This is a genomic window from Endozoicomonas sp. PH6C, from assembly GCF_059322965.1.
Window position 1 is genome coordinate 1,376,223 of record NZ_CP185342.1, and the last position, 12,857, is coordinate 1,389,079.

Consider the following 12,857-nt stretch of genomic DNA (forward strand, 5'->3'; position numbering starts at 1 on the left):
CTATCCCATTAGTACGATGAGTCACATCACTTTAAATCGGGTGAAAGGACTTTTTGATTTTTGAGAAATGGAATTGATCCCATGAAAAAACGCGTGATACAAGTTTTTAGTTGGTTAACTGTCCTCTGGATAGCCAAGGTGTTTCTGTTCTCCCTGCCCTACAAGTTCAGTGGGCATCCGGATACCCGGCATATCTTTGGAACTATTGGTCAGTGGATGCAGGGAGTTATTGGTGTTTCAATGGGCGAGTGGTTCAGTAGTTACGGTGCTATTGTTGTTGGAGTTGCAGAATTATCCGTCAGTTTGCTGTTGTTCCTGCCTGTCATACTGTTCATTAACAATAAGTTGAGTCGCAATGAAAGCAAAATCAGCCAGAGTCTGATACACAGTCTCGGGGGGCTGGCAGCGTCTGGTATCATGGTGGGTGCGGTTTTCTTCCACCTTGCTACACCTCTGGGAATAGAGGTATTGCACCAGGGGAAAAGTGACGGCGGCTCCCTGTTCTATGCCGCTGTATCCATCCTGGTGTTGGGGCTGATCATGGCGATAGCCAACTTCTCTTTGGTTAAAGAAGAAAAACTGGCAAGATCTAACCCTTAACTCACCGGAGACACTAAATCTGGAAGTGATCATTATGATAGTTCGTACGTTGCTGGTTTTGGGATTTATCTGGCACGCCTTGAGACAAAGAGTAAAGCCCTGGCTGTTTTTTCAGTTGAATGCCGATTACTTCAATGACGCCAAAGGACTGTACTCGAAACTTGATATGGATGAGTCCATTCCCAGACGGTGGCGCCTGAAACAGAGCCTGGATACTGATGGTATAAGGCCGGAGCAATACCCGGTTTTTCTGAAACCTGAATGGGGACAGAACTCCGCCGGGGTTATACGGGTCGATAATGAAATTCAGTTGGAGGCCGCAAGAGCGAATCGCGTTCAGGACAGTGTGCCCTATCTGATTCAGGAAGGTGCCCAGGGGAAAAGAGAGTTTGAAGTGTTTGTGATTTGCTCCCCGGATTCCACAAAGTGCCTTAGAACACTGTCCGTAACCCAGGTTCTGAATACCAGCAACGATGAACATCCTGTCAATGGTATCTACAACAGCGAAACGTTTTATCTGGACAAAACCCACGAGCTGGATAGAAAACAGGCCGATCAGCTGGCTATGCATTTGAGTGAGACCGGGCCGTTCAGAATGGCTCGCTATGGTATCCGAGCAGACAGCATCGAAGCGCTGGTTGAAGGAGAGTTCAAAATTTTTGAAATCAATCTCTTCCTGCCAATGCCTCTGGTGTTGTTAAGCAAGAATCTGGGGGCTTTCGAGAAGTTGCGGCTGATAGGTCAGTTGACCGGTCAACTGGCGCAGGTGACCGGTGAAATTCCAGAAGCCCGTAAACGGAAATCTATTTTCTTCAGGAAGCTGTTTTACCTGAACCGGCTGAATTTTAAAAAGCTGCCAGCCAAGACCGAAGAGGAGATGGTGCTGTGAAATTTATCAGGAAAGCGGTTTACAGCTACATCAGCCAGAAATTCATGAATGGTTGCACTCAGTACAACTCTCTGGAAGTTCGCAAGAGCTGTCGTTCAAAAGCTCAGGCAAGAGCGGCATTCAATAAAAATGATATTCCCCATGCCCGTGGTGAGATTTTCATTAATCCATGGAAGGCTATTCGCTTTGCCAGGCAGCATGGCTTTCCTTTGGTGGTTAAGCCTAATGTCGGCGGTTTCTCACGAGGCAGCTATTTTCCCATTCGCAACTATCGGGAGTTATGGAAAGCGGCTTTGCTGGCCAAAATCTGGTGGCCTGCCAGTGTTGTAGAGCAGTATCTGGAAGGAAAAAACTATCGGGTTCTGGTGGCGAACGGTGAAGTGGTGTCTGTGATTCAGCGTTATGCTCCTTTTGTTATCGGAAATGGTGAGGACTCGATCAGCACCCTGATCGATCAGGAGAATACTATTCGAAAGGAGATGGGGCTTCTGGATTGCATGTACCCGCTTCAGAAAAGTGAACAAACCAGAAACTATTTAGCGAGACAGGGCTTTGATCTGAATTCCGTTCCGGCTGATCAGGAGCAGGTAAAGCTGTTCCATCGAATTGCCCTGGCACCCGGCGGTGTTATTGAAACCATTCCGGCCACTAATCTGGCCAGAGAGAATATACGACTGATGGAAAAAGTGCTGGCTACTTTCGATGCCAATATTCTCGGTATCGATGTCATCATGGAAAAAGGCATAGAGCATAGTCATAAAGATCAGAAATGCATCCTTTTGGAGGTGAACTCTCGTCCTTACGTGAAAATGCACGACTACCCCAGATATGGAGAAAAAGAAGATATCTCCGGGGTGTTTGAGGAACTGAATAAACTCCAGATCGCTCAGACTGATATTTTCTGAGACAGGGGAGACTGGAGTGCATTACTTTTTTCAGTTCTCAGGTATTCACGCATTTCTGGTCGGTCTGTTGCCGTTCTTTATGCCCACTCTGTTATGGCAACAGGGTTATAGTCTGACCGAAATAGCTGTATTTATTGCCCTGTCCGGTTTGGCTTATCTTTTTACCCTGTGGGTTTGGGAAAACCTGAGATCTGGAAAAGGCAGCGTCTGGGCAGTAAGGGCTTCGTTTTTGACTGAGGTCCTGCTGGTGGCGGGACTGTTTTTCTTTCAACAACAAGCAGACAGCGGAGCCACAGGACTTATTCTGCTGGCCATTCTGAATGGTATTTATGGCTGTTTCTATTGGATGGCTCAACGTCTGCTGTTCAAATCCATCAGTCATAATCGGAATTCCGGTCAGCACTTTGGCAACTTCCAGATATTGGTAGCAGTGATGCTTAAAATCGGCATAGTGGCGGGTGCATTTCTGTTGGAGCAATCGAGTTACTGGATTCTGTTTCTACTCAGCGCACTGATCTCAACTGCAGGTGTTGCTCAAACTTTCAAAACGAAGGTGGCTGTTGCAATCAACACAGCGTTTTCGGCACCGGCTGCCCGTGTCTCTGAAGTGCTCCGATTTCGTGATAGTTTTGGCTCCTGCGGGGTGTTTTTTGTAGATGGACTGTTTCTTTTTCTGGAAAGTTATTTCTGGACTCTCTCACTCTATTTTATCAACAGAGAAAGTCTGCTTGAGCTGGGTGGGATGATGGTGATTCTGGCAATCGCAGTCGCTGCCCTGTTTAAACTGATACAGACTTTTATTGACCGTATGTCCGCTATCCGTCTTTTCCGGTGGGCCATATTTCTTTATGCATTCAGCTGGCTGCTCAGGGGAATGGTCGATGAAACGCTCTCAACACAGCAGCAGTATGCATTTATTCTCGTCATTGCTTTCCTGACCAGCCTGTTCCGTTTGTCATTCAACAAAGTGTTTTTTGATCGTTCCGATAAAACGGATACCCATACCTACCTTTTACTGAAAAGTTACTGCTCGCAACTGGGTGTCGCTGTTTTGTTTATTGTTACAGCTCTGTTCTTGCATCAGGGAAAAGCAGCTCTGGAGGCACTTCAGGCTGTGTACTTTGTTTCATCCATTTTAGCTTTGGTTTATTTCCGCTATAGCTGGCAGGCCGGAACTGTCAGGGTAGATAGAGAAGCCATGAGCGGAAAAAATAATTTTCTGATAAAAACTCGATAGACAGTTAAGAGAAAAGGATATTTTTATCATGCATAATGATTTTGAGCGGATACTCCGGGGCAATCAGGAAACAGTTGAACAGATGATCGGTTTTGTTTCTGGTTTGAGCGCTGATGATTACCGATTCAGGGACTCCGATCTTTTCCAAAGTACCGTCGGGCAGCACTTGCGTCATGTTCTGGATCTGTATGAAGCTATCCGTTCTTCTTCTGACAAATCGGTAGATTATGATCTCAGACGTCGGGGGCTGTTGCTGGAGCATGAAAAGAATGCGGGTCTGGCAGAGTTAAAAGATTTGCAGCAATGGTTAAAGGCGCTGAAAGCAGGGGATCTGGATTTAGATGTTGAAATCAAAACCGAGGTACTTTTGTCAGAAAGCAGCAGCGTGCGATTAAAATCCACCCTGGGAAGGGAGCTGGTCTTTGCTAGCAGTCATCTGACTCACCATCTGGCAATGATGGCGACGATCGCAAAAGTAGCAGGTAACAAAATCGACCCTTCCGTGGGTATGGCACCAGCGACGTCCAGTTTTAACCGGGGTCAGGTGGTGGCTTCCTGAACGGAGTGGATTTCGTTTTCAGTTAGATAGCGCCACTCACCCGTTTTCAGATCAGGGTCGAGCGTGATAGAGCCAATCTGTTCCCGATGAAGGGCCGTTACACGATTACCCAGAGCCGCAAACATGCGCTTGACCTGGTGATACTTGCCTTCATGTATCGTCAGCAGTACTTCCTGATCAGAAATAAATTCGAGTTGCGCGGGGCAGGTTGGCTTTTTCTCCCCATGCAGCTGGACACCCTGCGCAAACTGTTCGATGGCTGACTGATCCAGAGGCGAGGCCAGTTCTACCCGGTAACGTTTTCCGCACTTTTTAACCGGTGACGTGATTTTGTGAGACCACTGACCGTCGTCTGTAATCAGTACCAGCCCAGTGGTGTCGACATCCAGCCGACCGGCAATCCTGAGACGATCGGATTTAATGACATCCAGCAGATTAATAACGGATGGATACATCTCGGCTCTTGTTCCGGAGGGCGTTGCACAAAGGGTATCCAGCGGTTTGTAGAGCATAATGTAACGAAATCCCACCAGAGTGAGTGGTGCTCCATCCAGAAGAACTTCAGCATCGTCAGAAACCTTGCAGGCAGGGTCTTTGACGACGGTACCCTCCACGGTCACCGACCCGGTTTTCAAAAGCCTTTTGCTTTCTGAGCGGCTCAGTTCGGTGCTTTCACAAAGAAATTTGTCGAGTCTCACTGGCTGACCTGTTCCCGGGCCCAGTTGACGAAGGTCTTCCGGGTTTTCGGATCGGCTTTTTCAAACCAGTAACGCAGCATGCTGGCACTTATATTGGCCTCGTCACTTTTATTGACAGCAGAGCCATAGATTTCCTCATTCTGAGTCGCATTGGCAAAGCCTGTGTTTGTCTCTGCGAAGACACCCATACCTGAAAATTCGCTGGCTGCTGCAGGGCTGTCGCTACGATTAAACTTTTGGACGTCTGCTGCATAGTTGCGGCCGAACTGGATACCCTTGCTGGGCAGAATAGCAAATTCATAGGGAACGGCTTCGCCCTTGGCATCCTTCAATGAAATCTTGCCGGTGGGGTTGTTGTTGATAGCTTCGGCCTGACGAATGTCTCTCAGGTCGGGAACATCAATGCTGTAGTGCTTGCCAGCTGCTGGATGGAAGGTCAGGACAAAAGGTTTGGAAGTAAAGCGAGTTCGGTCCCCGCCGTTAGTGACGGTATCAGATAACTGGAAAACAATCTGATGGCGCACATTGGTAAGAGAAATGGGCTTGTTAGCCTCCACTTTGAAGTCGAGGTCTTTGACATTGGTGCCGTCAAGAACCAGTAACTCAGATTTGGCCGGTATCTGCAGGGTGGCCTGTTCTGCTCTGGATTCAGCCGCTGAGACTGAAGCGACCATGAAAAAGCCAAGAGTTGACGCCAGGAGTCTGTTTAGCCATGTGCGATGATGCAGTCTTGAGCGCTCAGAGAGGCTGAAAAAGTCGTTTAAAAGAGAGCGCATAGATATCCCCTTATGCAACTTATATTAATGAGGGTAAGAAAAGCGCTACAACATGCCGGACTCAGGGTTTAAAAGCAAGTGGCTTTTGGGAGGCGGAACTCTGCTCAGCCGGTTTGCTGCGGAGATGTGACGACTATTCGCTGCCGAACGACTGCATGGATGCAGGAGCTAGAGCAACGCAGGAGCAGTTGCCGCCGACTGCATGGATGCAGGAGCTAGAGCAACGCAGGAGCAGTTGCCGCGCAGGGCAGTCTATTCTTGGTCAGGCTCCTGTTGATGGCAAACCTTACTCGCAAGTCTTTAATCCTTGAGGGGCGAGTGCAATTAAGTCCATGGAACCAAATCACCATAATGATGTCAAAATAGTATATGCCTGATTATTACATGCGGTTATTTAATTAATGATTATTTGGTTTAAGTATCTATTATGCAAAATATCGAAAACACTTTTGCTCCGCCTTTTTACCCGCAGCCTGCCCCTGAAGAATGCAACACTCAGCGCTGCTCAGAAGGACCGGAGGACACAGGCTCAACGACTGCAATAAATCCAGAGTCTCAATTCCAGAGCAGTGATCAAAGCAATGATCCGGCATACTGCAAACCCAGTGGTTTTCCACTATCTGAAAGACAGGCTGCGATCAGTTCAGTAGAACAAAAGTACCATACACCTGATTTGACATCAGCTATTGACCAGAGCCAGCCGGAGCAGTCATCAGCCTGCCGTTCTCCCCTCGAAGTTCTCCTGGGGCCTCTGCCTGATGACATCATTCTGGATACTCTTCCTTGTTTTCACAAAGCACTGTCCTCACCTTCTGAAGAAATTACGATAAAGGATGTCCAAAACTTCAGGCAGGAATTACTCGAATTCCAAATGAAACTTGATCAAGAGTTTTTTGATAGAAATTTCCTTGATACAGATGCTCTGCAGTTCCATAGCTTAATCTACAATAGACTGGCTTTGCTCAAGCGTCTCGCTAATAAATATCAGGTACTCAAGGAGAGTTCATACAAACTTGTTGATTGGTTCAACACAATAAAATTGGCTGACAAAAGCCAATATGTCCTATTGTCCAAAGAGCTGTTTTTGAGCGATGACATGAGTAACGTAACACGGCAGCTGGTCCAGAACTATCGTGTTCTCGGGAAAATGCTATGTCTATGGTCCCCCAAGGATACTTCCCCGGGCCAGCAATCAATCAGCTTTCTGAGTGAGTCTATTGTATGCCATTTGTCCTGTATCTATAGTTTTGTGGAGAGCATGATAAGACATGCTGATTTCAGAAGAAATATTGCTCTTCGAGCGCCAGTTGAACCAAAAATCAGGAAGCACCACTCAATTTTGCGTGCGCCCCCCCGGAAACGATCTAACTCTGTGGCATCTGAGTCTCGCAGACTCAGTGAAGGGATAAGCAATCTGCTCACTACCGTTGCTTCGGCAACATTGGAAATCCAGAGCAAGAAAGATTCTCAAGATATCGTGAAAATCGCCTCTGGATGTCTTTTCAGTTCAATTGATCGATACAGGAATGAAGGGTACGATCAGGAATTCCAACCCGTCTGCGTTGACAAAAAGATGATTGCTCAGCATTTATTCTGTGCAGAGCTATTCCATGCAGCGTTAATGTCAGAACGATGGGATGTTATTAATAAGGTTTGTGAAACAACCAGTCGAATCGTTTTCCATAACGACTATTCACTGGAAAAAGTTATTCAAGGGCTTAAAAAAGACAATACGAAAGGAATCAACATTGAAAGCTGGCATGATGGTCTTAATGAATATACGCAAACCCGATGCTATCCCCTGAACCGTTATTTCGAACTTGGGATTGAAGCTTCTTCTATCTACCTGAGTACCCTGCTTGCTAACAAGGAGAGTGTCACTGAGAACCAGTCACCATTAATAAAGATAAAGAAGACAGAAGAGCTGCAACACATATTTAATGTTCTGAGCCCATGGGCAACCCAGTTGCAGGAGCTTGGCTTATTGACCAATGAAGCCGTGGAATCCTGTAAATACCATCATCGATTATCACTCGCCAAGCTAAGAATACAGACTCTGACCAACAATCACGAGGTGGCTATCAGAAATAGCTTTAATGAGGTCAAAAAAGTTATCGTGCAAGGTACCGCCACGGATGGGATAACAAATGACAATCCGCGACAGCTTCCTGAATCCCTGAAATCCCTGTTGGCACAGACTCTGATCCAGAATAATGATATTTTAAAGCTCATAAACAAAGAGTGCGATATCTATAATCCAGGCATTAACATCACAGAACTAGACAGGAAATCCTGTGAATGGCTAATCAATATTTTTGCAAACATTGCCCAATCACCACACAGTGAATTGCTCCTGACGTTCTCCCACTGCAGTTATTACTGTGCAATGCTCATTGAGCATATTTGTGAATGCGCTTCAATTTTCAGTGATCTGGAGGGCTGCATTACAAGCATTCAAACAAGTGATTCGTCGCCCTCGCTTAAGGTGACCAAAGAGAAATGGAAAGAAAAAATCAAAGCAAATGCTTCCGGGATTAAAGAGAAAATTGATCAATTTGATAAGATTAATCAAAACATCCAAACCTGTTTCAGAGATGCTTTCAGGCAATTGAACAAAATCAGAGAGCAAGTTATTACTGGGCAAGACAAATGTCTGAAGATTGTCCTGTTCGAGTCAATCAAAGCTACTTTATACCATGGCTTGCGACAACTTCAGCATTTGAATACGGGGCTTGTTACCGTTAGCACTAAACGTATCGATATTCTCAAAAGTGAATTTCCCACTATTGCCAACCTTGAGCAGGCTACAGTCAGTTGCAGGAAGAAAATTAACAAAAATATTGCTTTCATAGCAGGTTGTGTAAAAGATCTGGATAATTCCAAAGAGCTATCACTAGTGAAAATTACTGGCAATAATGAACCGAATCCAGTTCATTTTAAAAATGGCCGATTTAACAAACAAGCCAGCAAAAAGCCTGATACTCTGGCAAATTTTGTCGTGAATACATTTTTCAGGGTAGATACTCAGGAGACTCTCGAGACAAGAGCTTATTTTCATGAGCAAATAGCCAGCGAAGTACAGGCGCTGAATCATAACAATAAGCCTGTGGTATATCTGGGAAGCCGTGCCTATCAGACGCAGGTTCAGTCACGCTGGGGGAGCCAGGCATTAAAACGGGCAACCGGCAGCGATCTGTTACCGGGCGAAATATCCCGGGAAATTATTGAGCGCTCAGTCACGCCAAGGGATACAGATCTTTTAGTACTTAACAAAGAGCAATTCAGTGAGATCATAGGGAGACTCTATAACCGGCTGGAGGAAGCTGCCCGGGCAGGTGGTTACTTGCCTGAGAAATGTGTGCTGCTTAAGACCAAAGTTGGTGAGGAACTTTACTACGGAAAAAAATGTTTTTTTTGCAACCTCATTCTTCGTTTAAAAGAAGGCTATACAAAGAAAGACTGGGTTTATGTGGTTGACTTGATTACCCCTATGGATTCTGGTCCGTCAACCCTGCTGCCTTACGATTCCCCCGAGCTGGCTTCCGGTAGTCCGACCCTCGCCAGACCGCTCACTAGCATTATGATTGACGAACTCAACCTGGCGGTCGGTCAGGCTGCTGGCCCTGCCCGTGCACTGATGGCAATGATGCGCATTAATGTCCTGGCAGCCCTTGAATCTTCAGAGCCAAAGCTTGATTCCATATCAGGCATTGTACTTATGCACGTTGTGGAGCGTCTTCAGGACAGTTACCCCGATCCAGCCCTGGACAAAATGGCCAGCATTTTACGCTCCAGGGCATTTAACAGGGTTGCTTACGAAGAGATACCTGTGCCTGACCCGGACGTTTCCACGGCATAAAAGAGCGTTGTTGGAGAGGGCCAGAAAGCGTTCTCCTGAACCTCAGGCAGGTAAGAGCTCAAGCACAGAGTGGCCCCAGTCATCCTGCCAGATATCTGCTTTTTTAACGGACAAGGGTTCTTTAAAGTCAGGACCATTGATCACCAGTGTGTGAAAGTCGCCTTCTTCTCCAGTGGGGCAGATGCCTCTGGCTTCTATCTCATCGGCCAGTGAGGGTGTCAGTATTCGTCCGAGAAAACTTTGATCCAGTGATTCATTCTTGATGCTGACAATCAGGGCCTCCTGGCCCACCGAGAACATATCTTTCAGAAGCTGTTTGCGGCTGTATTGCCAGAGTGGGTAACAGGTCTGGATAGAAGTATCTTTGAGAATACGATCGTACCAATCCTTGTGGGCATCCAGGTCGATATCACCAAAAGCAAGGTGACTGGCAGAATACTCACTGATAGCGGTTGCCAGTGCCTTTTTTAATCCCTGTTCATAACCTCCAAACCCGGCAGAGCCAAAAATGATTGGGGTTCCCAGACAATCAGCCTGAGTCTGAAGAACCTCCTGGTGCAGTCCATGGGCACTGGTTCTCTGTTCACCTTCTCTGAGCATAGTGAGCAGACAGGCGGGTTTGGCGCCACTCTGACTGGAAATCCATCGAGCAAAGCAACCATCCTTGCCGCCACTCCAGGAAGTGGCAAAAAGAGATCTTGAAGAGGGCAATGAAGCCTGGGGAGAAATATTCATTACTGCGCCTGAATCGTTTGAATGGTGATGCCCTGTGCCCGGAGAAATCGTTCACAGCCACGGACAAAGTCCAGAGCCCGGGGACCATCGCCATGTATGCACAGGGTCTCGGCCTGGATAGCAATTGTCCGGCCATCCACTGACGTCACTTGTTTGTGTAATACCATGTCTCTGATCTGGTCGAGGGACTTTTGCTGGTCTTCAATCATTGCGCCGTCCTGATCTCTGGGGGTTAGCTGGCCAGTAATCTGGTAGCTGCGGTCGGCAAAGACTTCGCTGGCGGTCTTCAGGCCAATGGCTTCAGCCTGAGATATAAGGCAACTACCGGCTAACCCATAGAGAATCAGTTCCGGATTAAATTGATAAACCGCTTCGGCTATGGCTTTGGCAAGGTCCGGGTTACGGGCGGCCATATTGTACAGAGCTCCGTGAGGTTTGACATGGTGAAGTTGACCGCCTTGTGCCGTCACAAAAGCGCTTAATGCGCCTGTCTGGTAAAGTGTCAGGTTATAGGCATCTTCGGGGCTGATGTGCATGTTTCTGCGACCAAAGCCCTGAAGGTCTGGTAAACCGGGATGAGCACCGACGGCAACACTGTGTTCCAAAGCCAGTTTTACCGTGTTGGCCATGATATTCGGATCACCCCCATGAAAGCCGCAGGCAATGTTGGCAGAACTGATATACGGCATGATTCCAGTATCGTTTCCCAGCCTGTACTGGCCAAAGCTTTCACCCATGTCGCAGTTCAGATCCAGTGTCAGAACTTTATCAGTAATCATTTTGGTTTCGGTTCCAATAATATTCAGCCGCTATGGCCAGACGGTTCAGGCCGATTCTCTGTTTTACCAGTTCCCGTTGTGCTTCTTCCACAGTGACTTCCTGAAAGGTCAGTGTGTCCGATGGCTTCAGCTGGGCGACTCTGGGCAAGTCCGCAGAGATGATGTTCCCGATTTTGGGATATCCGCCAGTGGGCTGACAATCACTCATCAGAATAATGGGTTGACCATCCGGAGGGATCTGAATGGAACCCATGGCTGTCCCCTCTGTGATCAGATTTCCGGCATAGCTGCTTTTGATCTTTTGACCACAGAGACGATAACCCATCCGGTCAGAATCCGGGCGGACAGAGTAGCTCTGGTTCTGGAAAACATTCAGGCTTGGGCCGGAGAACCATGACGTTTGTGGACCCCGGATATAACGAACAGGCTGAACATGTTTCTGATCCTCAAGATACTGTGTAAACCTGTGGCCCACAGCAATATCAGGTTTGAAATTTTTCTTTGCTGCCCAGCTGTTAAAGCCAAGCCGGTCGTTCTCTTTCAGTGCCCGGCCGCCAAGGCCACCGATACCAGCTCTCAGATAAGTACTGCAACTTCCCAACACTTCCCGAGCCTGAAAGCCGTTTTTAATCGCCAGATAGCCCCGGCAGCCTGTTCTGAGACTGGCAATTTTCAGTGTTTGCCCTGCTTTAACGGCGGTTACGAAGTTGCTGGCGATGGGATGGGTATCCACGGTGGCATCGGCACTTCCTCCACTAAGACAGATTACAGTGGACTTATGAAATTCCAGAGTGGGTCCTGTCAAAGTGAATTCCAGCAGTGGGGCATTCTCAGGGTTTCCCAGTATCAGATTAGCGACTCTGGCTGCCAGGGAGTCCATAGCGCCACAGGTTGATAGGCCCAGGTTCCGGAGGCCATACCTGCCCAGATCCTGGAGGCTGGTCAGCATTCCGGGTTGTTTGACGGTCAGGCTCACCTTTGCGCCTCCATTTCCTGATGCTCTCTGGAGGAAATAGCGGTGAATTTTACTCTGTCACCGGGCTTGAGCAGGGTGGGGTGGTCGTTACTGAAGTCCACCAGAGAAACAGGGGTGTGGCCTATCAGCTGCCAGCCTCCGGGAGTGGAAAGAGGGTAGATACCTGTCTGCTCACCGGCAATGCCAACGGAGCCAGCCGGTATCGACAGACGTGGGTTTTCAAGTCTGTGTATTGATAGTCTTTCATTCATTCCACCCAGAAAGGGAAAACCCGGAGCAAAGCCAAGAAAGTAAACGTCGTAAGTCGCTGAAGTGTGAAGATCAATCACTTTTTCAGTTTTTAAGCGACAGTGTTTGGCTACACGATCCAGGTCCGGAGCAAAGCTGCTTTCGTAGCAGACTGGTATTTCAACAAGATTGCCAACGTTTGTCTGACCCACCTTGAGTGTTTGCAGGAGGTTGAGTATTTTTTCTTTCAAAGCTTCATAAGGTGTTGCTGATTGAATCTGGCAGGGATCGTAATAGACGGTCAAAGTTGTGTAAGCCGGAACTATCTCAATTATTTCAGGGGATGCCGCTTCGAGAACTTGTTTTGCCGCCGTGTGAACGATCAGGTTTATTTTGGGACTGATCCGGTCACCAAAACACAGCATTAGAGCTGAGTCACCCAGAGGGAAGCACTCACAGGGATGGTTCATATTATCGTCATATTCTCAAAGTCTGCAGCCGATTCTAACATAGGATTGGGTTATCAAGCGTTAGTCGTCGGAGAGGGTAAATCTACCAAATGCGAACGTCTGGCATCCAGAGGCTGAAGGCGATGTTGGTCTCGGACGGGTATGAG

General features: G+C 47.5%; 12 protein-coding genes. 6 read left to right on the plus strand and 6 right to left on the minus strand.

Annotated elements, in window-relative coordinates; all coding sequences use genetic code 11:
- Window positions 1–81: 81 nt before the first annotated feature.
- From ACOMG9_RS05420 to ACOMG9_RS05440, 5 genes are read left to right on the plus strand one after another with little or no spacing between them, the layout of a single operon-like run.
- A complete protein-coding gene (locus tag ACOMG9_RS05420) occupies window positions 82–600 on the plus strand; it encodes a hypothetical protein (RefSeq protein ID WP_422132677.1) in 519 nt (172 codons plus the stop codon).
- Between the two features lie 34 nt (window positions 601–634).
- Window positions 635–1,489 (plus strand): D-alanine--D-alanine ligase family protein, encoded by an 855-nt coding sequence (locus tag ACOMG9_RS05425; protein ID WP_422474268.1) that lies wholly within the window; start codon window positions 635–637, stop codon window positions 1,487–1,489.
- The gene (locus tag ACOMG9_RS05430; protein ID WP_422137305.1) at window positions 1,486–2,394 is read left to right on the plus strand and encodes a cyanophycin synthetase; all 909 of its coding nucleotides are present in this window, start codon (window positions 1,486–1,488) and stop codon (window positions 2,392–2,394) included. Before ACOMG9_RS05425 ends, ACOMG9_RS05430 begins: the two co-directional genes overlap by 4 nt.
- A gap of 16 nt (window positions 2,395–2,410) precedes the next feature.
- On the plus strand, window positions 2,411–3,631 hold the full coding sequence (locus ACOMG9_RS05435; protein ID WP_422137306.1) for an MFS transporter: 1,221 nt from the start codon (window positions 2,411–2,413) through the stop codon (window positions 3,629–3,631).
- A 28-nt stretch (window positions 3,632–3,659) separates the two neighbouring features.
- Entirely contained in the window at window positions 3,660–4,190 is a 531-nt protein-coding gene (locus ACOMG9_RS05440) for a DinB family protein (RefSeq protein WP_448216093.1), read from the plus strand.
- Here ACOMG9_RS05440 and rsuA read toward each other — a convergent pair.
- Window positions 4,172–4,888: a 16S rRNA pseudouridine(516) synthase RsuA gene (rsuA, locus tag ACOMG9_RS05445; RefSeq protein WP_448216094.1), complete on the minus strand. Its 717-nt coding sequence runs from the start codon at window positions 4,886–4,888 to the stop codon at window positions 4,172–4,174. The genes ACOMG9_RS05440 and rsuA overlap by 19 nt on opposite strands.
- Complete coding sequence (locus ACOMG9_RS05450) at window positions 4,885–5,664, minus strand: YccT family protein (RefSeq protein WP_448216095.1); 780 nt, start codon at window positions 5,662–5,664, stop codon at window positions 4,885–4,887. Before ACOMG9_RS05450 ends, rsuA begins: the two co-directional genes overlap by 4 nt.
- Window positions 5,665–6,091: 427 nt before the next feature.
- On the opposite strand from ACOMG9_RS05450, the gene ACOMG9_RS05455 reads away from it, so the two are divergent.
- Entirely contained in the window at window positions 6,092–9,523 is a 3,432-nt protein-coding gene (locus ACOMG9_RS05455) for a hypothetical protein (RefSeq protein ID WP_448216096.1), read from the plus strand.
- Between the two features lie 42 nt (window positions 9,524–9,565).
- On the opposite strand, the gene ACOMG9_RS05460 is transcribed toward ACOMG9_RS05455, so the two are convergent.
- Genes ACOMG9_RS05460 through pxpB form a run of 4 tightly spaced genes read right to left on the minus strand, consistent with a single transcriptional unit; the run spans window position 9,566 to window position 12,711 of the window.
- Window positions 9,566–10,258, minus strand: a complete 693-nt coding sequence (locus ACOMG9_RS05460; RefSeq protein WP_448216097.1) for a Dph6-related ATP pyrophosphatase — start codon at window positions 10,256–10,258, stop codon at window positions 9,566–9,568.
- Window positions 10,258–11,037, minus strand: a complete 780-nt coding sequence (locus tag ACOMG9_RS05465) for a LamB/YcsF family protein (RefSeq protein ID WP_448216098.1) — start codon at window positions 11,035–11,037, stop codon at window positions 10,258–10,260. Before ACOMG9_RS05465 ends, ACOMG9_RS05460 begins: the two co-directional genes overlap by 1 nt.
- The gene (locus ACOMG9_RS05470; protein ID WP_448216099.1) at window positions 11,027–12,013 is read right to left on the minus strand and encodes a 5-oxoprolinase subunit C family protein; all 987 of its coding nucleotides are present in this window, start codon (window positions 12,011–12,013) and stop codon (window positions 11,027–11,029) included. Before ACOMG9_RS05470 ends, ACOMG9_RS05465 begins: the two co-directional genes overlap by 11 nt.
- The gene (gene pxpB, locus ACOMG9_RS05475; protein WP_448216100.1) at window positions 12,010–12,711 is read right to left on the minus strand and encodes a 5-oxoprolinase subunit PxpB; all 702 of its coding nucleotides are present in this window, start codon (window positions 12,709–12,711) and stop codon (window positions 12,010–12,012) included. Before pxpB ends, ACOMG9_RS05470 begins: the two co-directional genes overlap by 4 nt.
- Window positions 12,712–12,857 lie beyond the last annotated feature (146 nt).

Bases quoted from the DNA above. Each gene is read 5' to 3' on its own strand.
- ACOMG9_RS05420 (WP_422132677.1), top strand. From the start codon at position 82: ATGAAAAAACGCGTGATACAAGTTTTTAGTTGGTTAACTGTCCTCTGG.
- ACOMG9_RS05425 (WP_422474268.1), top strand. From the start codon at position 635: ATGATAGTTCGTACGTTGCTGGTTTTGGGATTTATCTGGCACGCCTTG.
- ACOMG9_RS05440 (WP_448216093.1), top strand. From the start codon at position 3,660: ATGCATAATGATTTTGAGCGGATACTCCGGGGCAATCAGGAAACAGTT.
- ACOMG9_RS05450 (WP_448216095.1), bottom strand. From the start codon at position 5,664: ATGCGCTCTCTTTTAAACGACTTTTTCAGCCTCTCTGAGCGCTCAAGA.
- ACOMG9_RS05455 (WP_448216096.1), top strand. From the start codon at position 6,092: ATGCAAAATATCGAAAACACTTTTGCTCCGCCTTTTTACCCGCAGCCT.
- ACOMG9_RS05460 (WP_448216097.1), bottom strand. From the start codon at position 10,258: ATGAATATTTCTCCCCAGGCTTCATTGCCCTCTTCAAGATCTCTTTTT.
- ACOMG9_RS05465 (WP_448216098.1), bottom strand. From the start codon at position 11,037: ATGATTACTGATAAAGTTCTGACACTGGATCTGAACTGCGACATGGGT.
- pxpB (WP_448216100.1), bottom strand. From the start codon at position 12,711: ATGAACCATCCCTGTGAGTGCTTCCCTCTGGGTGACTCAGCTCTAATG.